Origin of the sequence: Empedobacter sp. GD03861, assembly GCF_029840885.1 — a bacterium.
GTDB lineage: Bacteria > Bacteroidota > Bacteroidia > Flavobacteriales > Weeksellaceae > Empedobacter > Empedobacter falsenii_B.
The window spans coordinates 122,262-148,319 of sequence record NZ_JAOCDJ010000004.1 but is presented as its reverse complement, the minus strand read 5'-3'; the positions used below and the strand labels follow the sequence as shown (position 1 = coordinate 148,319).

At 32.0% G+C, this 26,058-nt stretch carries 26 protein-coding genes; 18 read left to right on the top strand and 8 right to left on the bottom strand.

Annotation, left to right across the window (positions count from 1 at the left end; translation table 11 throughout):
- The first annotated feature begins 9 nt into the window (after positions 1-9).
- Positions 10-3,165 carry an efflux RND transporter permease subunit gene (locus N5D03_RS03715; RefSeq protein ID WP_280050972.1) on the top strand — a complete coding sequence of 1,052 codons (3,156 nt, stop codon included), beginning with the start codon at positions 10-12 and terminating at the stop codon, positions 3,163-3,165.
- A gap of 2 nt (positions 3,166-3,167) precedes the next feature.
- Positions 3,168-4,574, top strand: coding sequence for a TolC family protein (locus N5D03_RS03710; RefSeq protein ID WP_280050971.1), 1,407 nt, complete (start codon positions 3,168-3,170; stop codon positions 4,572-4,574).
- 57 nt (positions 4,575-4,631) lie between these two features.
- Here the strand turns inward: N5D03_RS03710 and N5D03_RS03705 are convergent, their stop codons facing one another.
- The 5 genes from N5D03_RS03705 to glsA form a co-directional block, all read right to left on the bottom strand.
- Positions 4,632-6,281, bottom strand: a complete 1,650-nt coding sequence (locus N5D03_RS03705; protein WP_280050970.1) for a B12-binding domain-containing radical SAM protein — start codon at positions 6,279-6,281, stop codon at positions 4,632-4,634.
- Between the two features lie 29 nt (positions 6,282-6,310).
- Positions 6,311-7,018 (bottom strand): peptidylprolyl isomerase, encoded by a 708-nt coding sequence (locus N5D03_RS03700; protein WP_280050969.1) that lies wholly within the window; start codon positions 7,016-7,018, stop codon positions 6,311-6,313.
- Positions 7,019-7,070: 52 nt separating this feature from the next.
- Positions 7,071-8,030, bottom strand: coding sequence for a putative sulfate exporter family transporter (locus tag N5D03_RS03695; RefSeq protein ID WP_280050968.1), 960 nt, complete (start codon positions 8,028-8,030; stop codon positions 7,071-7,073).
- A 73-nt stretch (positions 8,031-8,103) separates the two neighbouring features.
- Positions 8,104-8,997: a LysR family transcriptional regulator gene (locus N5D03_RS03690; protein WP_280050967.1), complete on the bottom strand. Its 894-nt coding sequence runs from the start codon at positions 8,995-8,997 to the stop codon at positions 8,104-8,106.
- A gap of 6 nt (positions 8,998-9,003) precedes the next feature.
- Positions 9,004-10,032, bottom strand: a complete 1,029-nt coding sequence (gene glsA, locus N5D03_RS03685) for a glutaminase A (RefSeq protein ID WP_280050966.1) — start codon at positions 10,030-10,032, stop codon at positions 9,004-9,006.
- A 97-nt stretch (positions 10,033-10,129) separates the two neighbouring features.
- Between glsA and N5D03_RS03680 the strand changes: the two genes are divergently transcribed.
- Together N5D03_RS03680 and N5D03_RS03675 are read left to right on the top strand one after the other, a co-directional pair.
- Complete coding sequence (locus N5D03_RS03680; RefSeq protein ID WP_280050965.1) at positions 10,130-11,146, top strand: YCF48-related protein; 1,017 nt, start codon at positions 10,130-10,132, stop codon at positions 11,144-11,146.
- A gap of 247 nt (positions 11,147-11,393) precedes the next feature.
- The gene (locus N5D03_RS03675; RefSeq protein WP_115000360.1) at positions 11,394-11,810 is read left to right on the top strand and encodes an OsmC family peroxiredoxin; all 417 of its coding nucleotides are present in this window, start codon (positions 11,394-11,396) and stop codon (positions 11,808-11,810) included.
- Between the two features lie 51 nt (positions 11,811-11,861).
- Here the strand turns inward: N5D03_RS03675 and N5D03_RS03670 are convergent, their stop codons facing one another.
- Positions 11,862-13,712, bottom strand: a complete 1,851-nt coding sequence (locus tag N5D03_RS03670) for a CocE/NonD family hydrolase (protein WP_280045684.1) — start codon at positions 13,710-13,712, stop codon at positions 11,862-11,864.
- 173 nt (positions 13,713-13,885) lie between these two features.
- On the opposite strand from N5D03_RS03670, the gene N5D03_RS03665 reads away from it, so the two are divergent.
- From N5D03_RS03665 to N5D03_RS03630, 8 genes are read left to right on the top strand one after another with little or no spacing between them, the layout of a single operon-like run.
- Positions 13,886-14,332, top strand: coding sequence for an SRPBCC domain-containing protein (locus N5D03_RS03665; RefSeq protein ID WP_219033967.1), 447 nt, complete (start codon positions 13,886-13,888; stop codon positions 14,330-14,332).
- Positions 14,333-14,353: 21 nt separating this feature from the next.
- Complete coding sequence (locus N5D03_RS03660) at positions 14,354-14,761, top strand: SRPBCC family protein (RefSeq protein WP_125350071.1); 408 nt, start codon at positions 14,354-14,356, stop codon at positions 14,759-14,761.
- Positions 14,762-14,773: 12 nt separating this feature from the next.
- Entirely contained in the window at positions 14,774-15,166 is a 393-nt protein-coding gene (locus N5D03_RS03655) for a VOC family protein (RefSeq protein WP_125350072.1), read from the top strand.
- 3 nt (positions 15,167-15,169) lie between these two features.
- Positions 15,170-15,628 (top strand): hypothetical protein, encoded by a 459-nt coding sequence (locus N5D03_RS03650; RefSeq protein ID WP_280050964.1) that lies wholly within the window; start codon positions 15,170-15,172, stop codon positions 15,626-15,628.
- Positions 15,580-16,560, top strand: a complete 981-nt coding sequence (locus N5D03_RS03645) for a DUF1801 domain-containing protein (RefSeq protein ID WP_280045680.1) — start codon at positions 15,580-15,582, stop codon at positions 16,558-16,560. The genes N5D03_RS03650 and N5D03_RS03645 overlap by 49 nt, the downstream gene beginning before the upstream one ends.
- Positions 16,560-17,024: a DUF1801 domain-containing protein gene (locus N5D03_RS03640; RefSeq protein WP_038330627.1), complete on the top strand. Its 465-nt coding sequence runs from the start codon at positions 16,560-16,562 to the stop codon at positions 17,022-17,024. The genes N5D03_RS03645 and N5D03_RS03640 overlap by 1 nt, the downstream gene beginning before the upstream one ends.
- Positions 17,025-17,027: 3 nt before the next feature.
- Positions 17,028-17,684, top strand: a complete 657-nt coding sequence (locus N5D03_RS03635; protein ID WP_280050963.1) for a DUF2461 domain-containing protein — start codon at positions 17,028-17,030, stop codon at positions 17,682-17,684.
- A gap of 28 nt (positions 17,685-17,712) precedes the next feature.
- On the top strand, positions 17,713-18,159 hold the full coding sequence (locus tag N5D03_RS03630; protein WP_280050962.1) for a VOC family protein: 447 nt from the start codon (positions 17,713-17,715) through the stop codon (positions 18,157-18,159).
- Positions 18,160-18,212: 53 nt separating this feature from the next.
- Here the strand turns inward: N5D03_RS03630 and N5D03_RS03625 are convergent, their stop codons facing one another.
- Entirely contained in the window at positions 18,213-18,794 is a 582-nt protein-coding gene (locus N5D03_RS03625) for a DUF6642 family protein (protein ID WP_280050961.1), read from the bottom strand.
- Between the two features lie 107 nt (positions 18,795-18,901).
- Here N5D03_RS03625 and N5D03_RS03620 point away from each other — a divergent pair, with 107 nt between their 5' ends.
- Positions 18,902-19,555: a class I SAM-dependent methyltransferase gene (locus N5D03_RS03620; protein WP_280050960.1), complete on the top strand. Its 654-nt coding sequence runs from the start codon at positions 18,902-18,904 to the stop codon at positions 19,553-19,555.
- Between the two features lie 105 nt (positions 19,556-19,660).
- The gene (locus N5D03_RS03615) at positions 19,661-21,427 is read left to right on the top strand and encodes a long-chain fatty acid--CoA ligase (RefSeq protein ID WP_280050959.1); all 1,767 of its coding nucleotides are present in this window, start codon (positions 19,661-19,663) and stop codon (positions 21,425-21,427) included.
- 36 nt (positions 21,428-21,463) lie between these two features.
- Here N5D03_RS03615 and N5D03_RS03610 read toward each other — a convergent pair whose 3' ends face one another.
- Entirely contained in the window at positions 21,464-21,850 is a 387-nt protein-coding gene (locus tag N5D03_RS03610) for a hypothetical protein (RefSeq protein WP_125350079.1), read from the bottom strand.
- Positions 21,851-21,902: 52 nt separating this feature from the next.
- Here N5D03_RS03610 and N5D03_RS03605 point away from each other — a divergent pair, with 52 nt between their 5' ends.
- From N5D03_RS03605 to N5D03_RS03590, 4 genes are all read left to right on the top strand, one after another.
- Positions 21,903-23,735, top strand: coding sequence for a long-chain fatty acid--CoA ligase (locus N5D03_RS03605; RefSeq protein ID WP_347880911.1), 1,833 nt, complete (start codon positions 21,903-21,905; stop codon positions 23,733-23,735).
- An 85-nt stretch (positions 23,736-23,820) separates the two neighbouring features.
- Positions 23,821-24,354, top strand: a complete 534-nt coding sequence (locus N5D03_RS03600) for an STM3941 family protein (protein ID WP_280050958.1) — start codon at positions 23,821-23,823, stop codon at positions 24,352-24,354.
- A gap of 27 nt (positions 24,355-24,381) precedes the next feature.
- Positions 24,382-25,689 carry a DEAD/DEAH box helicase gene (locus tag N5D03_RS03595; RefSeq protein ID WP_280050957.1) on the top strand — a complete coding sequence of 436 codons (1,308 nt, stop codon included), beginning with the start codon at positions 24,382-24,384 and terminating at the stop codon, positions 25,687-25,689.
- A 25-nt stretch (positions 25,690-25,714) separates the two neighbouring features.
- Positions 25,715-26,011, top strand: coding sequence for a Dabb family protein (locus tag N5D03_RS03590; protein WP_280048918.1), 297 nt, complete (start codon positions 25,715-25,717; stop codon positions 26,009-26,011).
- Positions 26,012-26,058: the final 47 nt, after the last annotated feature.

Genomic DNA, 26,058 nt, shown 5'->3' with positions numbered 1-26,058 from the left:
TAAATAGATATGTTAAAAAAGTTTATTGAAAGACCCGTATTATCTACGGTAATTTCTATCCTTATATTGATATTGGGGATACTGGGGCTTATATCGCTTCCGGTAACACAATATCCAGATATTGCACCCTCTACTGTAAAAATTTCAGCTTCGTATCCCGGAGCGAATGCAAAGACAGTAATGGAGTCTGTAATTATTCCGATAGAGGAACAGGTGAACGGGGTTGAAGGAATGGATTATATTTCTTCTACTGCCTCTAATAACGGTTCTGCTTCTATCGATGTTGTATTTAAACCAGGTGTAGATGGAGATATCGCACAGGTAAACGTACAAAACCGTGTGGCACGTGCTACACCATTATTACCTTCGGAGGTAACTCGTTCTGGGGTTGTGACACAAAAACAACAGACATCAGCATTGATGTATGCTTCGTTTAGTTCAACAAACCCTAAATATGATGAGATTTATCTTCAGAATTATTTGAACATCAACATTATTCCAGCCTTAAAACGTGTAAACGGTGTAGGGGATGCAACTGTATTTGGTGCGATGACTTATTCTATGCGTATTTGGTTAGATCCTTCTCGTATGGCAAGTTATGGTTTAGTTCCTTCTGAAGTTTCTGCAGCTTTATCACAAGAATCTTTAGAGGCTGCAGCTGGAGCTTTAGGGCAAAATGCTGGACAATCTTTTGAGTATGCAATTACATATTCTGGACGTTATAAAACAGAAGATCAATATCGTAATATTGTTATTAAATCTTTACCAAACGGACAGGTTCTTAGATTAAAAGATGTAGCGAATGTAGAATTTGGTGCTCAATCTTATGCAGGACGTTCTGCAATGGATGGAGATCCTTCTGCTGTATTTGCTGTTTATCAAACGCCAGGATCTAATGCACAAGAAATTATTGTAAACTTAAGAGCTGAGTTAGAAAAAGCTTCTAAATTATTACCAGAAGGAGTTTCTTACACTATCTTAATGGATACAAATACATTCTTAGATGCGTCTATTTCTAAAGTTGTTCACACAATGATAGAGGCGTTTATCTTAGTATTTATTGTTGTATATATTTTCTTACAAGATCTCCGTTCTACATTAGTACCATTGATTGCGGTACCAGTGTCTATTATTGGTACATTCTTTTTCCTTAATTTGGCAGGATTCTCGTTAAACTTATTAACGTTATTTGCCTTAGTACTCGCCATTGGTATTGTGGTGGATGATGCCATTGTTGTTGTGGAAGCCGTGCATGCTCGAATGGAGTCTCATCACGAAGCTCCTATGGATGCAACGAAAAATGCGATGGATGAAATTTCTGGAGCGATTATCTCAATTACATTAGTAATGTGTGCGGTGTTCGTACCAGTAACATTTATCTCAGGACCTACCGGAGTATTCTACAAACAATTTGGTATTACTTTAATTGTTGCCATTTTAATTTCGGCATTAAATGCCTTGACATTATCTCCAGCATTGTGTGCTTTATTCTTAAAACCACATCAAGAAGGAGAGCAAAAACGTAACTTTATTCAACGATTCTTTGATGCTTTCAATGCTTCATTTGATCGTATGACACATAAATATGGTAATTCATTCAAATTTTTAATTAAACACAAATGGATTTCATTCTTATTAATTATTCTTAGTGGAGTAGGAATTTGGGGTATTGGAAAAATGATGCCAACAGGTTTCGTACCAACTGAAGATAACGGATTTATTATTGGTAATATCGAATTACCAGCAGGTGCTTCTATGGACCGTGTGTATGAGGTTGAAAAAGAATTCCAGAAAAAAATTGAAAAAATTCCTGGATTAGATAAAGCAACAATTATCTCAGGTAACTCTTTAATTTCTGGAGCTGGTTCTAACTATGGTATGATGTTCATTAAATTGAAACCATTCGAAGAACGTACAACAGATGCTTTATCAGTACAATCAATTATTGGACAATTATTTGGTGCTGCAGCTCAAATTCCTGATGCTCAAATGATTTTCTTCCAACAACCAGCAATTCCAGGTTTTGGTATGTCTTCTGGTTTCGAATTAAAATTATTAGATAAAACAGGTGGAGATATTGCTGATTTTGATAAAGTTGCAAAAGAATACATTGGAGCATTAATGCAACGTCCAGAAATTCAGTATGCACAAACTTCATTCAATACGAACTTCCCTCAATATGAAATTGATGTTAATATTGAAAGAGCAAAACAATCAGGTGTTTCTGTAAGTTCAATTTTCTCAACTTTACAAGGATATATTGGAGGATTATATGCAGCTGACTTTACACGTTTTGGTAAACAATACCGTGTGTACATTCAAGCTTCGCCAGATGATCGTATCAATGAAACAAGTTTAAATAAAATGTTCGTGAAAACGGATGCAGGTTCAATGACACCAGTTTCACAATTTGTGACTTTAAAACGTGTATATGGTCCTAACTCTGTTAACCGTTTCAACTTATTTACATCAGCTAATATTACAGGAGCTGTAAAACCAGGATTCTCTACAGGGGATGCAATTACAGCAATTAATCAAGTTTCTGAACAAACATTATCTACTTCTTACGGAACTGACTTTACAGGTCTTACTCGTGAGGAGATTAATTCAGGTTCTCAAACAGCAATGATTTTTGCTTTATGTATCGTATTCGTGTACTTTATTTTATCTGCACAATATGAATCTTATGTTTTACCATTCGCAGTATTATTATCTGTTCCTTGTGGTATGATGGGTGCATATTTATCTCAATGGTTAGCTGGATTAGAAAATAATATCTATTTCCAAATTGCCTTAATCATGTTGGTTGGTTTATTAGCCAAGAATGCCATTCTGATTGTAGAGTTCGCTTTACAAAGACGTGCGCATGGAATGACAATTGTACAAGCGGCAATTGATGGAGCGAAAGCTCGTTTACGTCCAATTTTGATGACATCTTTTGCCTTCATTTTAGGATTAATGCCATTAGTATTTGCAACAGGTGTATCATCTACTGGTAACCGTTCTGTAGCAACAGGAGCAGCATTTGGTTTATTAGTAGGTACAATTTTAGGTTTATTTGTTATTCCAGTATTGTTTGTTATTTTCCAAACATTACAAGAAAAAGTTAAACCAATTAAATTTGATCGTCCACAAGAAGAAATTGAACATAATAATTCAATCTAAAAATGAAAAAGTACAGAATATTTAATATTACTTTAATCGCAGCTGGATTGTTTGCTGTTCAGTCTTGTTTCGTAGCAAAAGATTATCATCGTCCTGAAGCTGTTGTAAATGAAGCAAATTTCAGAACAGATGTTATTGCAAAAGACAGTGCTAGTGTTGCAACTGTTTCTTGGAAACAAATTTTTACAGACACTCAATTACAAGCTTTGATTAATCAAGGTTTACAAAATAATTTAGATATACGTTCGGCACTGCAAAATATTGCAGTCGCTGAAGCGTATGCTAAACAAGGTAAAGCAGGTTATTTACCAACTTTATCTGTAGGTCCAAAATATACGTTTACAGAAAACTCTCGTAACACTCAGATTGGAGCGTTAATGTCAAAACGTGGACAAAGTCAATACGAGCTTTCAGGTAACTTAAGTTGGGAAGCGGATATTTGGGGTAAAATTAGAAGTAATCAACGTGCATCTGCAGCAACTTATTTGCAAACTGTAGAAGCACACAAAGCGGTAAAAACGCAAATTGTTGCATCTATTGCAAATGCATATTACAACTTATTGGCTTTAGATGAGCAAAAAAGAATTTTAGATAAAACTTTAATCAACCGCGAGCAAAGTTTAGAAACAACGAAAGCTTTGAAAGAAGCTGGGAATGTAACAGAAGTTGCAGTTAACCAAACAGAAGCGCAATTGTTCAATGTGAAATCATTATTGGTTGACGTTGAAAATGGAATTAAGATGAATGAAAATGTGATGAGTATTTTGTTAGGAACAAATCCTCAATCTATTAATCGTACAAACTTAGCTTCTCAAAAAATTGACGAAAAATTATCTGTTGGTGTTCCAGCTCAATTATTAGAAAATCGTCCTGATATCAAAGCTGCAGAGTTTGGATTGATGAACGCTTTTGAGAATGTTAACGTTGCGAATGCAAGTTTTTATCCTTCTCTTTCTATTACTGCAACAGGTGGTGTACAAGGAATTGATATTGATAAATTATTTAGTGCGCAATCTTTATTTGCAACGGTGATCGGTAGCTTAACTCAACCTTTGTTACAACAACGTAAATTGCGTACGCAAAAAGAAGTTGCTTTAGCAAATCAAGAAAATGCTTTGATTAATTATAAAAGCAAAATCTTAAATGCAAGTAAAGAGGTTTCTGATGCGTTATACACATACGATGCAGCAACGAAGAAAGCTGAATATAAACAAAAAGAATATCAATTATACAATCAAGCAATTACCTATTCTGAAGAATTGTTAAACTACGGTATGGCAAACTATTTAGAAGTAATTACAGCAAGAGACAATGGGTTGAATGCTGAATTGAATGTTGTTGATGCGAAATTATCATCTTTATCATCAATGGTCGAATTATATCGCGCTGTTGGAGGTGGATGGCAATAAGCAATTCTAATCTTAAGAAAAAAACCTCTCAAATATTTGAGAGGTTTTTTTATACTTCTATTTCTCTAAAACTTCGCAATGAATAATATTGTGAGAAGTTCCTACAAATTCTATTAACCAATTTTCAGTAGATTCTTCGATTCGATTTTCATCTTTCCAAATTTGATAATCAAATGAAATTGGAATTGAAACGAATTTACTCTTCGGATGCGAGGCAAGTTCACTCAAATCTTCTTCTATTTTTTGTTCCATTTCAAACAAATCTTTTGGTTTCGATTTATGGAAACTATAATAATCAATTGCGATTAATTCCAATACAATTTTATCGTTTGTAAATGTTTTCGCAAAATCAAATATCGTATGGAAAACATCATTCAATGTATGTTTATGGAACAAATGATGTTGCTCAAAATATTGTCCTAATCCCATCAAAAAATCAAAAATCGAATACTTTTGTGCAATATATTTCAGCGTTTCTGGCGTTCTTGGTTTGTTCCAATAAATCTCCAAAGCATTTTCTAAAGCCGTAATATTTTCTAAATCTTTTTCACTTAAAAAATCACTTTTGATAATTTGATAAGGCGGCATTGGATCAAAATGATAACCATAGTTTTCATATTTTTGACGAACTGGAGTCCCTTTCAGAAATTTCAGAAAACCTAATTGCAATTCAGGTGGATAAAGTTTGAAGGTTTCTTCGAAACTAAATTTCAAATCATCAATATATTCCAAAGGTAAACCAACAATCAAATCCAAATGCATCTCGATTCGATCTTTTAATTGATTGATAACATTTGACGTTTTTTCAAAATTTTGCTTGCGCGAAACTTCTCGATTACTTTGTTGATTAACGGTTTGAATTCCGATTTCGAAACGGAAAAGATTTTTTGGCACTTTTTCGTTGATGAATTTTATAATATCAGGATGAACAATATCTGCTGTAATCTCGAACTGAAAAACATTTCCTTCACGATAATGATCCAAAATAAATTGAAACAATTCAATCGTAAAATCTCGTTTTATGTTAAATGTACGATCCAGAAACTTGATTGTTTTCCCGTGTTTCATCAAATACAACAAATTTTCTTTGATGGTTTCCATCGGCAAATAGCGCATTTTATTGTCTAAACTTGCCAAACAAAACTCACATTTATAAGGACATCCACGAGAAGTTTCGATGTAACAAACCTTCTTTTCCAAATCCGCTGGATTATCGTATTGATAAGGATTTCGACCTTTTAATCGATTAATATCAAATTGAATATTTTGTACATTGTAAACAACTTCGTTCTCTTTTTTGTAAACTAAATTCGGTACATTTTCTATTGCGGGATAATTTGCTGCAAATTCCTCGAACGGAATTTCTCCTTCACCTACAATGATATAGTCGATATAATCATTTGCAATCACATCATCATATTCGTAACTAACTTCTGGTCCACCCAACAAAATTTTAGTTTCAGGAGAAATTTGTTTGATTCGTTTACAAACCTCTAACGTCTGCGTAATATTCCAAATGTAGCAACTAAAACAGATAATATTGTATTTAATGCATTTTTCTGCAACTTCATCAAAGTCAGATTTAATCGTAAATTCTTTCCAAAAAATATTTCCACGATGATGATTCAAATCGTACAAAATACGAATTGCCAAATTGAGGTGAATATATTTTGCGTTTAAAGTCGTTAATAAAATTGATGGTTGCATAATTTGTAATTGATTTGCAAAAATAATAATTAAAAACCAATCGCTGTGCCGCCCAAAGAAACACTTGTTTTGTTATATTTTGTAGGCGTTTTTTTCTTTTTCACTTTGATTGAAAAAATAACAGGTTCTAATGGTAATTCGTTCTTTGTTTCAACTTCACTAATTTTCATGACTTTGTCTAAACCTTTTGTAATTTCTCCAAAAACTGTAAAATCATGATCTAAACGAGGCTGTCCGCCATTTTTTAAATATTCAGCGCGTTGTTCTGCTGTAAATTTGATTCCTTTTTTAGTTTCCAAATCATCTAATTCTTTCGCTGTAATTTTTTTTCCTACAACAAAATAAATTTGATTGTAATAAGAAGCTTTTTCTTTATTTCCATCTCGACCAGCACCTAAAGCTCCCATTTTATGAAAAGCTTTCGGATTAAATTCTGGTGCTAAACGAATCGGTTTTTGCTCTGGATGTTCGGCTTCTCGCGCCAAAATAGGGTCATCTAATTCTCCTCCTTGAATCACAAAATCTTTCACAACTCTGTTAAATTGCGCATTTGTATAAGTTCCTTTGTTAATTTCACTCAAAATCAAATCGCGATGTTTTGGTGTGAAATCGTATAACTTCACATCAAATTTTCCGTAATTCGTTTTGAATTTTAAAGTATAGGTTTGTGCAGAAACAAAACTCGAAATTGAAAATCCAATTCCGAGTGCAATATTTTTTAATAATCGATGATTCATTGTAAATTTTCTTGTTCTAAAGATAGCAACAAATATAGAAATCTGAATGATTTTAAGCTAAATTCATAATCATAATTAAGCTTCCAACTCCAATAATTACCCACAAAATAATAGCCATTAATAGAGGTTTGTAACCAATATTTTTCATCATTTTAAATGATAAACTTGTTCCGATTAAGAATAATGTAAGCGTAAGTGCAGCTTTTGATAAATCGATAATAATTGGGCTAAATTGATGAACAAAAGGTATATAGGTATTCACACAAATGGCAATTAAAAACAATCCAATAAACCACGGAATATTAATTTTTGATGTGGTGTTTTTGAAAAACAATAAGGTTAAAAACGACAATGGAATAATCCAAAGTGCACGTGCTAATTTTACTGTTGTAGCGACTTGTAAAGCTTCTTCTCCGTATTTATTTGCTGCTCCAACGACTGAACTTGTATCGTGAATGGCGATGGCGCACCACAAACCGAATTCGTGTTGAGATAAGTTGAATAAATGTCCAAGTGGTGGAAAAATCAATAAGGCAATCGAGTTTAAAGTAAAAACAACAGCTAATGCGACCGAAATTTGATTGGGTTTTGCTTTTGTAATCGGAGCGATTGCTGCGATTGCACTTCCTCCGCAAATTGCTGTTCCCGCTGATATTAAGTATCCTGTTGCTTTTTCAATTTTGAAGAGTTTGGTAAATAAAAATCCTAAAATCATTAACGTAGAAATACTTACAACAGTGAATAGAATTCCTTCTTTTCCAGCTTGTATAGCCGAAAAGAGATTCATTCCGAATCCTAAACCTACCACAGCAACTTTCAATAAAGTGCTTGATACTTTTCGTGATTGTACTTCGTATGGATTTCCAAATATTTGAGCAACAGCAAATCCTAAAACTAATGCGATAGGAGAGCTTATAAAAGGCATTAAACATAGAAATGCACATATTAAAAAGATAACTTTTTGTGTAGTGAATTGTTGAAATAAGCCTTTTTCTGAATGTATAATTTTCATGATTTGAATAATTTTATGGTACAAATTTCTTGTACTTATTATTCAAAAAGAAATGATAAAAAGTAATCTATTATTACTTTAAGTTATAACTATTGCAAAAATTAATAAACAAATTCACCAATTTAGATTGATCACCTTCTGGAATGATAAAATTGAAATTACGTTCTATCACAAGGTTTTTAATGTCAATAATAGTTAAAGTTTGATTTTTAAGTTCTTGTAAAATGGATTGAATTGATAAAAACGCTAAAGCATCAGAATGTAACACATACGATTTTATACTTTCTGTACTTCCCAATTGAATTTCGATATTGAGTTCATTTAGCTTTATATTTTTCGATTTTAAAGCTAAATCAATGGTTTCTAAAGTTCCAGAACCAGGTTCCCGAAAAACCAACGGAATGTTCTTTAAATCATCTAATTTGATATTATTTTTGGTAAAAATAGAATGATTTTGACGAGAAACTAACACAATTTCATCTTTCATAAACGGAAAATAATGAAACGTTCTATTTTTGATTTGAGCTTCAATTAATCCAATATCAATTTTTTGATTTGCTAATAAATCTTCAATTTTTTCAGAATTTTGAATCACTAAACTCAACTGAATTTCTGGAAATCTTTTTCGAAATTCTGCCAAAATAGGTGGTAACACATATTGCGCAATTGTAGTGCTCGCACCCAAACGCAAAGTTCCCTTTTGTTTTTCTTGCAATTGTCCAATTTCAAATTCCATTTTTTGATAAACAGAAAAAATTTCCTCTGTATATTTTAATAGAATTTCGCCAGCTTTTGTCAATTTTATTTTCGTTCCATTTCGCTCGAATAACTTAATGTTAAGATTTAATTCGATTTCTTTAATATGTTTCGTAACAGCTGGTTGTGTTATGTTTAATTCGTTTGCTGCTTTCGTGAAATTCAATCGTTTAGCAACCGTATCAAAAACTTTTAATCTAAAATCGAACATAAGAAATTATTGAAATAAACTTAAATTGTATTGCTTTACCAAATCCAAAATCATATGATAACCAGCCGCAGAATTTCCGTGTTTGTCGAGTGCAGGACTGAAAACGCCAATACCAATTTTGTTTGGAACGGAAACGGTAATTCCTCCACCAACGCCAGATTTACTTGGTAAACCAATGGTGCGAGAATATTCGCCACTAAATTCGTACATTCCGGCAGTCAACATTTGTGATTGAATTAATTGTGAGATTTCTGGATTTCTATATGTTGTATCACTGTCAAAACGTGTGCATTGATGCGCAAAGAAATAACCAATTTTAGCTAAATCTTCGGCAGTTGCTTCAATAGAACATTGTTTGAAATAGTTGTTCAACTTTTCTTCATTACCTTCAATTAAGCCATTATTTTTCATCAAATAAAACATTCCACGATTTTTGTGTCCCGTTTCTTTTTCAGAATTATAAACCGATTTACTGTAATCTATCGAATTATTTTTGGTGATGTAACGAACCATTTCAAGGATTTTTTTGAAAGGAATTTCTCCTTCGCCATCAATCATAGAAGTTGTTAAAATCGCACCTGCATTCATCATCGGATTAAGAGGTTTTCCTGTTGTTTCAAGATTTGCGTAATGATTAAATGGTTTATCTGTTCCGAAATAACCCATTTTAGAAAATACATTTTTTTCCCCTTTTTCCGTAACAGCAATCATCAACGCAATGATTTTAGAAATACTTTGAATCGTAAATTTTTGGTTGACATCGCCAATATTTATCACTTTACCATTCTCATTAACCACAGAAAAAGCAATTTTATCGGCTTGCATTTTTCCTAATTCTGGAATATAATCGGCAACTTTTCCTTCTTTGTAAAAAGCTTTATTTTTCTCAAGAATATCGCTTAATGTTTTTTCATTAATCTGTAAACTTTTCGAACTATTTTTTGACGTATTTTGCCCATAAACCGTTTGATTGATTGGATTAAAACACGTTAAGGTAAGACTTAAAAGTAATGTTGAGAATGTATATCGTTTCATTTTATTTGATGTAAAACACAAACTTAAAAAATATTTGGTTGATTCGCCGAGATAAAATAGTTTTATATAAAATGTAGAATCTAAAATTTATATAAAAATGAAATATTTCGTCCTATTGTTATCGAGTTTGTCTTTTGCGCAAACCTATCAAGTGATTAATGAGGAAAATTCGTCTGTTAGTTACCGAGGTTTGGCTTTTCAGGATGCAAAAACGTTTATTGTTTCGGGTTCAAAAAATACAATTGGTAAAACGACAGATGGCGGAAAAACATTTAGTTGGATTAATCCCAAAGTTGTAGAAAATAGAGATTTTAGAGATGTAGAGGTTTTAGGAAAAGATAATTATTTGGCTTTAGGAATTGATTCTCCTGCTTATATTTTGCAATCGAAAGATGGCGGAAAATCGTGGAATAAAGTGTATGAAAATAATGAAAAAGGTATTTTTTTAGATGCAATTTATGTGGATAAAACTTCGAAGAAAATTACTGTTTTAGGCGATCCAATGTCACCAGATAAACCATTTGTATTAACGTCTTCGATTACTGATCCTACAAAATGGGAAGTTGCTAAATCGCTTCACGGTCAACCTTTACGTCTAAAAAATCCGAAAGAAGCTTTTTTTGCGTCAAGTGGAAGTAATTTGTATGTAGATGCGAAGCAAACCTTGATTGTGACAGGAGGAGAGCTATCGAATTTATACTATTATACGCCAAAAGGTGGTCAAATGTATGCGTTAGAGAAAACGAAAAGTTCTACTTCTGGAATTAATGGAATGGCTTATGACGCGACAAATAATGTTGGATACTTGGTTGGTGGAGATTTTACAAAACCAGAAGATTCGAGCTATAATTTCTATAAATTTAAGTTGGCAAATGGAAAAATTACCTTTCAAGATTCTTGGAAATATCCAATGGGATATAAATCTGGTGTAACAATTATTTCAAAAGATAAAGTCTTGGTTTGTGGCTATTCTGGAGTGGATTATTCAGCGGATGGAGGACATAATTGGACTACTATTACAGAAGATAGTTACAATACTTGCACAGTTTCGCCAGATAAAAAATATGTGATTTTGGTGGGAAATAAAGGAAAGATTGGAAAAGTTACGTTGTAAAAGATTTCTAACATTAAAATTAGATTAGAAATTGATTTTCAATTTTATAAATAATCATTTTCTTAGTAAATTTGAATAACCTAATACAATTCATAGTAAAGGGTGGTTAGTAGTTTTTTTAGTAAAAGTTCAGATATTTTTTATCTGAACTTTTTTCGTTAAAATTATTCTTAAAGTTGAGAATTAATTCTTCTTATGATTTCATAATCTTTAACTTTAATAAAATTCAATCTAAAAAATATTCAAAATGAAAAGAAGTGCAAAAGCAGTTTGGAATGGTTCGGTTACAGAAGGATCAGGAACATTAACCACACAAAGTACAGTATTAGATAATACGCAATATTCGTTCAAAAGTCGATTTGAAGAAGGAGTAGGAACAAACCCAGAAGAACTTCTGGCAGCGGCTCATGCAGGTTGTTTTACAATGAAAACTTCTGCATTACTTGGAGACGCAGGTTATACAGCAGAAAAATTAGAAACCGATTGTAAAATTGTTTTTGAAGGAGGAAAAGTTGTTCGATCAGAATTAAGTTTAACAGCAAGTATTCCTTCGATTACAGATGAAGAATTTCAGAAAATAGCAAAAGAGGCAGAAGAAACCTGTCCGATTAGTGTTTCATTTAGTTTCGAAAAAGTGTTGATTTCTGCAGTTTTAGTTGAATAAATTGATAGAATCAAAATAGAAAATCCAACAAATTACTTGTTGGATTTTTTGTTATTTCAAAACTGGAATTTCGATGTAAGAATCGTGATAAATTCGTTGTGTTTGTTTCAAGAAATCTTTCGCGGTTGCTTCATAAACATTCATAAATTGTTGCGGATTGCGGTCTGCTAAAGGAAACCATGTATTTTGAACTTGAATCATAATACGATGTCCTTTCTTGAAAGTATGTCCAACATCTGGCATAGAATACGTTACATTTGTTTTCAGATTAGGAACCATTGCTTCGGGTTTTTCAAAACTATTGCGGTATTTTCCTCGCATAATTTCGGCACGAATCAAATTTTGATATCCAGCCATCAATTTCCCATTATATTTTGGTGTATCTTCAGGAAAAACATCAATCAATTTTATTACATAATCAGCATCTGTTCCAGTTGATGAAACAAATAAATGATTTATAATTGGACCTGTAATCGTTACATCTTCCGTTAAAATATCGGTTTGATAAACCATAACATCAGGACGAGTTGACGCAAATCGTTGATCATCGACCATATATTCTCGCGGACGACTTTCTAAAACACCACCTTGATATGGAACAGGATTATTTGGATCTGCTATATATTCATCAAAACTTGTATTATTAGTCTGTTGAAAAGATATTTTTCCGTTGGCTTGCAAATACATTTTCTGAGTTGTCACATTCTTTGGTGGCCAAGTATCAAACTGTTTCCATTCGTTAGAACCTGTGATAAAGATTTGCGCTTCTGTCGGTTTGAAATTTCCTTTATCTTTTAAATAATAATTGAAAAAAGGTAATTCAATTTGTTGCTGATAATATTCACCTGTTGGCGTTCCAAACTGCATATCGCCAAACGTATCGGCTTTAGAGCGAACCCAACCACCATGAAACCATGGTCCAGCGACCAAAATATTTGTCGCATTCGGATTTTGCTTTTCAATTGCTTTATAAGTTTCAAAAGCACCATAAACATCCTCTGCGTCAAAGAAACCACCAACCGTCATCACAGCAGGTTTCACATTGGTAAGATGTGGCAAAGGATTTCTATCTTGCCAAAATTGATCATAATCAGGATGTGCAAACAAATCATTGTAGAATTTGATATTATCTTGAAAATATTTATCCTTCAATTCCTTTACAGATCCACCTTCTAAATAAAAACGGTAATTATCTTTGATTGGATATTCTAATGATTTTGGACCTTTATCTGGCGTAATTGGTTGCGGACGTTTTACACCAAATGACGACATAAATTTGAAAGAATCATTCAGAAATAATACACCATTGTGATGAAAATCGTCGCCTAAAAACCAATTCGTAACTGGTGCTTGTGGCGAAACAGCTTTCAAGGTTGGATGCGAATTAACTAAACTCATTGTTGAATAAAAACCAGGATAAGAAATTCCATAGATTCCAGCTTTTTGGTTGTAATTTTTCATGTTTTTTGCCAACCATTCCAATGTGTCGTACGTATCTGTACTTTCGTCAATCGCTTTTTTATTTTTCGTTTTATTAACAGGTCGTACATCTTCAAATTCACCCTCGCTCATCCATTTTCCTCTCACATCTTGGTAAACGAAAATAAAACCTTCGCGCATTTCTGCAGGGAAATTTCCAAGTGATTTTTTATACTCATCTGCTCCATAAGGCGCTACGGTATAAGGTGTTCGATTAAGTAAAACAGGATATTTTTTGGTTTGATCTTTTGGCGTATAAATAGCCGTGAACAATTTCGTTCCATCTCGCATCGGAATCAATTGTTCGGTCTTTTCATAATGCTCTCTAACATAGGCAGAATCTGCTTTTGCATCTTGCGCATAGCTAATTCCACTTGTCAAAATAAGACTAAGTAGAGTTGCTTTTTGAGTAAATTTTTTCACGTGTTTATCAATTTTACAATACTATAAATGTAAAAAACTTTTAAATTTTACACTTATAAATCGAATTATTTTCTACAAATGATTTCAATATCGATAAAGTTTTAATTATTTTTTATGAATTCGAAAATTCGAACACTTTTTTTGACTAAATTAGTTAGCCAAAATCAATTGAAATGAAGTTAACTGCAAAAGCAACAATTCAAATTCAGAAACCTAAAAATGAAGTTTTTGATGCGATTGTTAATCCAAATAAGATGAATCAATATTTTATCGCTTCTTCTACGGGTGCTATCGAAACTGGAAAAATTGTTGAATGGAAATTCCCTGAGTTTGATGATATTTTTCCTGTAATGGGAGGCGATTTAAAACAAGATGAATACATTTCGTTTGATTGGAGTGGCGGTGTTGATGATATGTTGGTGGAAATTTTTCTTGAAAAAGGAGAAAATGATTCGACAATTGTCAAAGTCATTGAACATGAAATGAATGATGATGAAGCTGGAATTAAGCAATTGATGGGACAAACAGAAGGTTGGGCTAATTTCTTGGCTTGTTTGAAAGCTTATCTCGAATATGGAATTAATTTGCGCAAAGGTGCTTTTGATTTTATGAAACCTTAAAAATGAACAAAAGACATACGTATGATCACAATCGAAACAATAATAAATGCTCCAATAGATCAAGTTTGGAAAGCTTTTAATTCTCCTGAAGATATTGTAAAATGGAATCAAGCTTCTGATGATTGGCATTGTCCGAAAGCAGAAAATGATTTGCAAGTTGGTGGAAAATTAAAGAGTACGATGGCTGCGAAAGATGGCAGTTTTCAATTCGAATTTGAAGCTAAATATGATGAAATCATTCCAAATAAATTTATTCGTTATTACATTGCAGATGGTCGTAAGGTTGAAATTAATTTTCATGAAGAAAATAATTTAACCAAAATCACAGAAAAATTTGAACCAGAAAGTCAAAATCCTACTGAAATGCAACAACAAGGTTGGCAAGCTATTTTGAATAGTTTCAAAAATTATGTTGAATCAAATCGATAAAAATAGTAGAAGATGGAAGAAAATAAATCGAAAATTGGTCAAATGGTTTGGGCTGATTTAACTGTTGAAAATTCGACTGAATTAAAAGATTTTTACAAAGAAGTGATTGGTTGGGAAGTCAAAAATGTTGCGATGAAAGATGGCGAAGAAGAATACAATGATTATGCAATGATGTCTTCTCCAGAAAATGCGGCTGGTGGAGTTTGTACGAAACGTGGTATGAATAAAGGAATTCCTTCGCAATGGATTATGTACATTAGTGTAGAAAATGTTGCGGAAAGTTTACAAAAAGCGTTGGAAATGGGAGGGAAATCTATTCATGAGATTAAAAATAAAGAAGGAAATCTTCAATTTGCAATTGTAGAAGATCCTGCTGGAGCTGTTTTTGGATTAGCAAATGCTTAAAATATGAAAAAAGTATCGTTTACAGAAGTAATTTATGCGCAGCCTAAACATGTGCATAAAGTAATGATTGCGCCAGATTCGTATAAAATTTGGACGAAATCGTTTAGTGAAACTTCAGATTTTAAAGGAGATTGGTCCGAAGGTTCTCATGTTTATTTCACTTATGATACCGAGAAAGGTTCGGCAGCGATGATTGCTACAATAGATGAAAATATTATTGGAAAATCAATCAAAATGCGTCATATAGGAAAGCTGAATGAAGAAGGTCAAGAAATTTTTGATGGACCAGAAATTGATGCGTGGAAAAATACAGAAGAAACCTATAAAATGGAAGATGTAGAAGGTCATACACGATTAACTTGTTCGGTGGAGATAGATGATCAGGTCTTTCCAGAAACTCAAGTCAGAGAAATGTGGATAAATGCACTACGCAAGCTGAAAGAGATTTGCGAGGATTATTGATGATGACAAATAATTTTACAACTATTGATGAATATATTCTTGGGTTTGATCAAGCCAAACAAGATATTTTAGAAAACGTAAGAAAAACTATTCACGAAGCTGTACCACAAGCAACAGAAAAGATTAATTATAAAATGCCTACTTTCCGATTAAATGGAAATGTAATTCATTTTGCGATGTTCAAAAATCATGTAGGAATTTATCCTGGAGCAGAAACAATCGAACATTTTAAAAATGATTTAACCGATTATAAAACATCAAAAGGTACAATACAACTTCCTTTGGATAAAGTTTTACCGAAGAAATTATTGAGAGAAATTGTGTTGTATAAAGTTAGTTTGATGAAAGATCAGAAAGCTGAAGAATGGACGAAATACAATGGTAATTGGGCAGAAGCGAATGAGAAAATTCAACAAGTTGTAAATGAAACGGAACTTGTAAAAGAGTTTAAATGGGGTGGAGATATTTATACGTTTAACAAGAAAAATGTGTTGGCATTTAGTGGTTTCAAAAATCATTTTGCGTTGTGGTTTCACAATGGCGTTTTCTTGAAAGATCAATATAAAGTTTTGGTGAATGCGAATGAAGAAAAAACGAAAGCTTTGCGTCAATGGAGATTTAATTCTGCCGATGAAATTGATGTCGAAAAAGTAAGAGAATATGTCTTAGAAGCGATTCAATTGGTGAAAGACGGAAAGGAAATAAAACCTCAAAAATCTGTACCAAAAGAAGTTGATGGGATTTTGAAAGAAACTCTAAATCAAAACAATAAATTATTTACTTCATTTAAAGCTTTAACTTCAGGAAGACAAAAAGAATACATCGAATATATTGATGAAGCAAAACAAGAGAAAACGAAAATTTCTCGCATCGAAAAAATAAAACCTATGATTTTAGAAGGAAAAGGTTTGAATGATAAATATCGAAAATAATGCAATATGAAGTCGCAAATTTAGAAGAATATTTAACGTCAATTCCAGTAGAAAGAAAAGAAGCTGTTGAGAAATTAATTAAAATTTTGGCAGATAAATTACCCACTGGTTTCGAGTTGCAGTTGAGCTATGGTCATCTTGGGTTTGTTGTACCGTTTTCACTTTATCCGAATGGTTATCATTGCGATCCGAAATCACCGTTGCCGTTTATCAATATTGCTTCTCAAAAGAATTTCATTGCGTTATATCACATGGGAATTTATATGGACAATAAATTGCTGAATTGGTTTGTTGATGAATATCCAAAATACTCAAAACGTAAATTAGATATGGGAAAAAGTTGTATTCGTTTCAAAAAAGTAGAGGATATTCCGTTTGAATTAATCGGAGAATTAGCGCAAAAAATTACGCCACAACAATGGATAGAAAATTATGAAAAAGTACTACTTAATCGAAAAAAATAAATCATGTCACAAATCGATAAATTTTTAAAAAAATTAGAAAAAAATAATAACCGCGAATGGTTTACAGAACATAAAGTTGAATTTGATACAGCGAAAGCTGAAGCAGATTCAATTTTCAATGTGATTTACCAAGAATTAAGTAAAAAGGAAGAATTAGAACCGCTTAAAATTTATAGAATTTATAGAGATGTTCGTTTTTCTCATGATAAAACTCCTTATAAAACTCATTTTTCTGCGCAAACAGGTCGCAAAAAGCCACTTAATAGAGGTGGGTATTATTTCCATATTCAACCGAATCATAATTTTATAGGTGTTGGTTTTTGGGGACCAGAGCGCGATGATTTGCTTCGTATTAGAAAAGATATTGAAGTTTCGGATGAATTAGCAAAGATTTTGCAATCAAAAATGATTCAGAAAGAATTTGGAGAAATGCAAGGAGATGAAGTGAAATCTGCGCCAAAAGGTTTTTCTAAAGATCATGAACGAATTGAATTATTACGTAAAAAGCAATATTTATTTATCAAGAATTTCACGGATGAAGAAGTTTTAGCAAAAGATTTTCCGCAGAAAGTGGCGAAATCAATTCAGGTTCTTCAACCATTTTTGAATTATATGACAGAGGTTTTAACAACCGATGAAAATGGTCAACCATTATATTAAAAAAATAATCACAAAAAAACACTATATTATGGCTAAAGTACACGCTTACTTAAATTTTAACGGAGATTGCGAAAAGGCATTTCAGTTTTATGAAACTGTTTTTGAAACGCAAAATATTGGGATGTATAAAATGGTAGATATGCCGCCAAATCCAGAATTTCAGATTCCAGAAAGTGCAAAGGATAAAGTTTCGCATGTGGCATTGTTTATTAATGAAACAACAATGTTAATGGGTTCTGATATTATTGAAGAATTTGGACATCAATACAAAGCTGGAAATAATAATTACATTATGCTTGATGTTGATAATCCCGCAGAAGCGCATCAATTATATGATCGTCTTTCGGTAAATGCAAAATCGTTAGAAATGCCTTTGGCTGAGCAGTTTTTTGCTGAGCTTTATGCGTCTTTTATTGATCAATTTGGAACACCTTGGATGATTCATTTCGAAGGAAATAAAGCGCATTCGATGTAAAATATAGTTTAAGAATAAAACATAAAACCTCTCAACTTGAGAGGTTTTATGTTTTAATGATATAATCTAAATCCTAATTTTAGGCATATATTGGCATGTCTATCAAACAATGCATGTACAAGCTCTTCTTCGTCATCAATTTCTTTGGCTAAACAAAAATAATATTGATCTAAAATTGTACTCAAAATTGGAGAAGGGTTTACATATCCAGATAAGGCTTTTGCTCCTGTAACATCAATAAAATATTGAAAACTTTCGTCTTCCAAATTTAAACTCATTGTATTTGCAAAATGAACAATTTTATCGGTTAGTTTTCCTTGAAAAATTTCTGCTACTTCTTCCAAACTATAGTAATAATCATCAATTTGAATTTGATTTCCTTCGCCTTCAAAAACTAAATAAATGATTTTATAATCTCTAAAATATTTATCATGATAAAGAAGATTGGTCAAACTTTCTTCGAAACCTTCAAAGCTATCAGTCGTTTTATAAACATTTGTAATCTGAAATTCTCGAGCCAAATGTTCCAAAAATTCCAATAATTGCGAATCATTTTGCTCTTCAATATCTGCTACAGATTCCAAACAAAACAATTTGAAATCATCTTCGTCTTCAGTTCGTATAATATCCTTCATCTATTTTACTATTTTTCAAAGGTAAGATGTAATTTTTAAATGATTAAAATCACGCGAACAATGATTAATATTTAATAATTTAGAATTATTCTATATAAATAAATTTAATGAAAAATAATATTGATTTACAAAGTCTTGCGGAACAATTGAGTTGTCCAAATGGAGACGAAGGGATTGAAGTTGGTGAGCAAATGAATGAAAGTAATTTTGGCATGACGAAAACGACAATAGATCATTTACAATTACAAAATCAAGAACAAATTTTGGAGTTAGGTCATGGAAATTGTAAGCATTTACCTTATGTATTAAATCAAGCAAAGGATTTAGAATATATTGGTTTAGAACTTTCACAGGTCATGAAAAATAGTGCTATCACGAACAATTCTGATTATTTGAATGCAAATATTAGATTTGAAATAATTATGGATGAAAGAATTCATTTTTATGAAAAACGTTTTGATAAAATTTTCACAGTGAATACAATCTATTTTTGGAAAAATCCTAAATTTTTCTTGAGTGAAATTTATAGAGTCTTGAAATTCAATGGGGAATTTGCTCTTACTTTTGCTAAAAAGGAATTTATGGAAACTTTACCTTTTACTCAATTTGGCTTCAATTTATACACAGAAGACGAAGTGATAAAACTATTGAAATCAGCTAAATTTTCTATTGAAAATAGAAAAACATTTTCAGAAAGTGTAATTAGCAAAGCTGGCGAAAAAGTTGAAAGAGAGTATAGTATAATTATTGCAAAAAAATAAAATGATTTTTATTGATAATAAACTTAATTTTTTTGAGAAAAGAATGAGTAAATAATTTCTAAAGTAGAAAGAATTAGCAGAAATTTGTATCCTTATTTCAAGAATATGAAACAACCACAAAGAGTATTCGATTTATCTCGATTTCAAGAAAAAAATACACCTAACATTTCGATTTTTAATTACAAAGAAAAAGGAGAATGGAAGGGAATTTCTACAACAGATTTTATCAATCGAGTAAATAATATTTCGAAAGGTTTGATTGCAAATGGTGTTCAACAAAATGATAAAGTTGCGTTAATCAGCGAAAATCGTTTAGAATGGAATTTAGTAGATTTTGCAATTCAGCAAATTGGAGCTGTTGTTGTGGCAATTTATCCCAATATTTCGGATAATGATTACGAATTTATTCTAAATGATGCCGAAATCAAACTTTGTTTTGTGAGCAATGATGCGTTGTATCAACGATTATTAGGAATCAAAGATCGTATTCCAAATCTTGAACAAGTTTATACATTTAATACTTATCCGCATACACCAAATTGGATTGAGCTAATTTCGAAAGGAATTTCTATTGCTGATGAGGTTTTACAAACAAATATGGACAATGTAAAACCAACTGATTTAGCAACTCTTATTTATACTTCTGGAACAACAGGAAACCCGAAAGGCGTTATGCTTTCTCACGAAAATTTATTGGCTGATGTCAATAGTTCCGAATATTCTTTTCCTGTAAAAGCGTATGATAAAGCGTTGTCTTTTTTACCTGCTTGTCATGCGTATGAACGCGTCTTTCAATACGTGTACATCAAAATGGGATTACCAATCTATTTTGCACAATCAATGGATACGATTGGGCAAGATATGAAAGAAGTTCAACCACATATTTTTTCGGCTGTTCCACGTGTTTTAGAGAAAGTTTACGATAAAATAATGGCGACTGGAGAACAATTGACAGGAGTAAAAAGAGCTTTATTCTTTTGGGCAATTTCGTTAGGAGAACAGTATGATTTAGATGAATCAAAGCTTTCGGCTTGGTATAAATTTCAATTAAACATTGCTCGAAAATTAATTTTTTCGAAATGGAAAGCGGCGCTTGGCGGTAATGTCAAAGGAATTGCATCGGGAAGTGCAACTTTACAAACTCGTTTATTAAAATTGTATTTAGCAGCCGGAATTCCAATTTACGAAGGTTATGGTTTAACAGAAGCTGGACCTTGTTTATCTGTAAATTGTATCAAACGTGGAATGAAAATCGGAACTGTAGGTATTCCTTTGATTGATATTGAAATTAAATTAGCTGAAGATGGAGAAATCTTAGCAAAAGGTAAAAATATCATGCAAGGATATTATAAAAATTCTGAGGCGACGGCTGAGGTTTTGAAAGATGGTTGGTTGTATACGGGCGATATTGGTGAATGGGTTGATGATAAATTCTTAAAAATTATCGATCGTAAAAAAGAAATGTTCAAAACTTCTGGAGGAAAATATGTTGTGCCACAACAAATTGAGAAAATTCTTTCCGAATCTAATTATATCGAACAAATTATGGTAGTTGGAGAAGGACGAAAATTCCCAGCAGCTTTGGTTATTCCTTCTTATGAAAACTGTATTGATTGGGCAAAAACAAATGAACCTTCATTGATTAATTTACCTCGTGAAGAGTTTTTAACGCATCCAAAAATTTATGAATTGATAGGAAATGAAATCAATAAATTAAATGTCAATTTTGGAAATTGGGAAAAAATTAAAAAATTTCATTTACTGCCCTATGAATTTACAATTGAAGCTGGAGAATTAACGCCAACTTTGAAAATGAAACGTAAAATCATTTCAGAAAAATATAAAAAAGAAATTGACGAAATTTATCAATAAAAAAAAACCTCAATTCATGATGAATTGAGGTTTTTTTTATGGATTCATTCTTCCATTGGAATATCCTCGAATCACAGTATAATTTACTTTACTTATACTATCACTAAAAGAAGCGTTATCGGTATATAGAATAAAATCTACTTTCTCTTTGATATTTCCATGAGTTTCAAATTCATTATAAAGTGAATTAACTTGAAGTTTTCCTTTATTCTCCTTTAAGAATAATTCAAAAAATGAATCATTTCCACCTTTTGGAATAAAATAATTAGTTGGTAAATATTTACAATCACAATTATCAGTGCTCAAATAATAGTGTCCAGAACATTGTAATTCATATAATTTAATATCTCTAATTTTATAAGACTTTTTAAAATCAGAGCTGCAAGAGTAAAATAATAGTAGAAATAAAATTAGATATTTCATAATTGTAATATTTATGACGAAAATAATTCTTTTTAAGTTGAAGATAAAATTTATGAAAAACTCATCATTTTATGCTATTTTCGACGAATTCTTTTCAAAATTACAAAACTATAAGTGCGCTATGGAAGCAACCAGAATTTTTGATTTACCAAAACGTCAGCTGGAGAAGTTTCCTGATTTATCCATGTTTGTATCCAAACAAAATGGAGAATGGAAACCGATGAAAACCACAACTTTTTTAGAACATGTTAATGCAATCTCAAAAGGATTGATCGCTTGTGGAGTTCAGCCAGGTGAAAAAGTGGGATTAATCTCAGAAAATCGTGTCGAATGGAATATAATAGATTATGCGATACAACAAATCGGAGCTGTTGTGGTAGCGATTTATCCGAATATTTCTGACAACGATTACGAATATATTTTTAGCGATTCGGCTATAAAATTGTGTTTTACAAGTAATCTCGATTTGTACACGCGAATCAATCAACTAAAAACAAAATTGCCTTCATTAGAGCAATTGTACTCGATTGATGAGTTTGAAAATACCGAAAGTTGGAATGTTTTAATCGAAAAAGGAAAAACAATTCAACAAGAAGAAATAGATAAACGTGCCGCAAATGTAAAGCACGAAGATTTAGCTTTTTTAATCTATACGTCAGGAACAACAGGAAATCCGAAAGGTGTGATGTTGTCGCATAAAAACATTATTGCAGATGTTATTGCTTGCGAATATTCAACACCACTTGATCCTTACGATCGTGCTTTGACCTTTCTTCCAGCTTGTCATGCGTATGAGCGAACAATTCAGTACTTGTATGTGTACATGGGAATTTCGATATATTTTGCAGAATCGATGGAGAAGATTGGCGATAATTTAAAAGAAATCAAACCGCATATGATTACGGCTGTTCCTCGTGTGATTGAAAAAGTGTATGAGAAAATCATGCAAACGGGAGCGCAATTATCAGGTTTTAAGAAATCTATTTTTGATTGGGCTGTAAAAATTGGCGATGAGTTTGTGTTAGAAGACGATCAGCGTTCGGCAATTTATAATTTGAAATTAGCAATTGCTAGAAAATTAGTTTTACACAAATGGTACGAAGGACTTGGAGGCGAATTAAAAGCAATTGTAACGGGAAGTGCAGCGATTCAACAACGAATTGTTCGCGTATTTTTAGCCGCTGAAATCCCAATTTATGAAGGTTATGGATTGACAGAAGCTTCACCAGTAATTGCGGTGAATTGTTTTCGTCGAGGAAAAAAGATTGGAACTGTTGGACCTCCGCTGAAAGGTGTTGAAGTAAAATTGGCTGATGATGGCGAAATTTTAGTAAAAGGTGATATTGTGATGATGGGTTATCATAATTTGCCAGAAAAAACTGCCGAAGAAATCAGAGATGGTTGGTTATATACGGGGGATATTGGCGAATGGGTTGACAATAAATTCTTGAAAATTGTTGACCGTAAAAAAGAAATGTACAAAACTTCGGGAGGAAAATATATTGTTCCACAACAAATCGAAATGAAAATGGTAGAATCGCCATTCATCGAGCAATTGATGGTTGTTGGAGAAGGCGAGAAGTTTCCTGGAGCTTTTGTGGTTCCGAGTTATACAAATCTCAAAAAATGGGCGCAGTCAAATGCTTCTGAAATTGTAAATCTTCCTCATGATGAATTTCAGAAAAGTGATGTTGTCAAAAAGAAATTAGAAGATGAAATCAATCAACTGAATAATCATTTCGGACATTGGGAGCAAATCAAAAAGATTGCAACTATTCCAAATGAAATGACTGTAGAAGGAGGAGAGTTGACGCCAACGTTAAAGTTTAAACGTAAAATCATTTTAGAAAAATACAAGAAACAATACCAAGAAATTTTTGGATAATTAGAAAGAGTCTCAGTTTTTGAGGCTCTTTTTTTATAACCTTTAATTAAGATTAAAATCTATATTTTTGTAAAAACAAAATCAGTTGAATTCAGTTAAAGTTTATGCAAAACAGACAAGCAATTGGGGATTATTATTCGGTAGTCTTTTATTTTTTGCTTGTTCAATTTATTTATTTCTAAATGCCAATCAAGTTAATTCTTCGCAAACTGCAAAAGTTTTAAGTGGAATTTTATTTGTTCCAAGTTTACTATTCATCATCGTTTCAATCAAAAAGTTGATGAAAAAACAATTGATTTTATTGATTGATAAAAAAGGAATTGTTTACAAACCTACGGATCATTTGAATTATATTGAATGGGGAAAAATTTTAGAAATTGAAGAACTGAAATTGCCTCGCCAACGTGTCATTAATATAAAAGTTATTGATGCAGATGATTTTATCCATAACGAAACGCAGAAATTCTTACAAGCACGCATGAGATTTTGGAATAAAATGTATGGTGCTGTTATTTCGTTTGATGCAAATACATTAGATAAAAATCACTTCGAAATCATGAATCTTTTTGATGAATTTATGGAAGATTATAAGATTTCTACAGCTTCAAAAAATGATTAATTCGAAAGAATAGACTATTTTTGCAGCATGCAAATCGATTTACTTTATAAAAATTTGGGCATCAAAGATATGAATGCAATGCAACGTTCAGCATTCAAAATGTCCGAAAATCAACGAGATTTAATTCTATTATCACCAACAGGTTCTGGTAAAACATTGGCGTTTTTATTTCCGACTTTAAGAGATTTAAATCCAGATGTAAAAGGTGTTCAAACCTTAATTTTAGTTCCTGCGCGTGAGTTAGCTTTACAAATCGAAACAGTTTTCAAATCGATGAAATCTGATTATAAAGTAACATGTTGTTATGGTGGACACAATACAAAAGTTGAGCAAAATACTTTGTTAGAAGCTCCGGCTGTATTAATAGGGACTCCAGGACGTATTGCGTATCATTTACGTAACGAAAATTTTGATCCTTCAACTGTTCAGACTTTAATTTTAGACGAGTTTGATAAAGCGTTAGAATTAGGTTTTCAAGAAGATATGAGCTTTATTGTTGAGCAACTTTCTGGCTTGAAACAACGTATTTTGACTTCTGCAACAGAAATGGAAAGCATTCCAGAATTTGTCGGATTGAATGACGAAAAAATCGTGAGTTATCTAAAACAAATCGAGGTTAAACCTGATTTACATATGAAAGTGGTGAATACCATTTCGGAAGAAAAATTGGATACATTATTCAATTTGATTTGTAAAATTGGAAGCAAACGCATGTTGATTTTCTGTAATCACCGCGATGCTGTTGACCGTATAAGTAATTTGTTGCATGAAAAAGGAATTGCGCGCGAAAGTTTTCATGGAGGAATGGAACAAGACGAACGTGAACGTGCGTTACTGAAATTTAGAAATGATTCGGTTCGAGTTTTAATTACAACAGATTTGGCTGCGCGTGGTTTGGATATTCCAGAAGTAGATTCGATTATTCATTATCAATTACCTGCAAAAGAAGCTGCTTTTATTCACCGTAATGGGCGTACAGCGCGTATGAATGCGAAAGGTTTTGTGTATTTAATTATCAGTAATGAAGAGCATTTTCCTTTTGTTAAAGAAAATTTACCTGTCGAAAATGTAGGAGGAACTTATAAAATTCCAGAACGTACTCCTTACCAAACGATTTATATTTCTGCAGGAAAAAAAGATAAAGTAAACAAGGTTGATATCGTGGGATTTTTATTTAAAAAAGGAAACCTAGAAAAAAACGATGTCGGAATTATTGAGGTAAAAGATACCACTTCGTATGTTGCGATTAACCGTAAAAAAGTTCCGGACTTATTGAAAAAATTGAACGGTCAAAAAGTAAAAAATAAGAAAGTAAAAATGCAAATCGCATATTAATCAATAACTTATAAAATATAGTTTTATGCTAGCCCACCATGTGTTTTTTTGGTTGAAAGATGATGTAACAAAAGAAGAAATGAATACATTTCACCAAGCTTTGAAAGATTTAAAACCAATTGCTGATTCAACTTTTTTTCATGTAGGAACACCTGCAAATATTGAAAGAGATGTGATAGATACTTCTTATTCATTCTCGTTGTTCTTAGCTTTTGAAACAATGGAGCAATTTGAAGCATATCAAAAACATCCGCAACATCTCGAATTTTTGAATGGACCAAATAAATTAGCAAAGAGAGTTTTAATCTATGATGCAGATTAAAAGCTCTTTTTGAAATGATTTAGAGAATAATTCGTAAAAACATGATT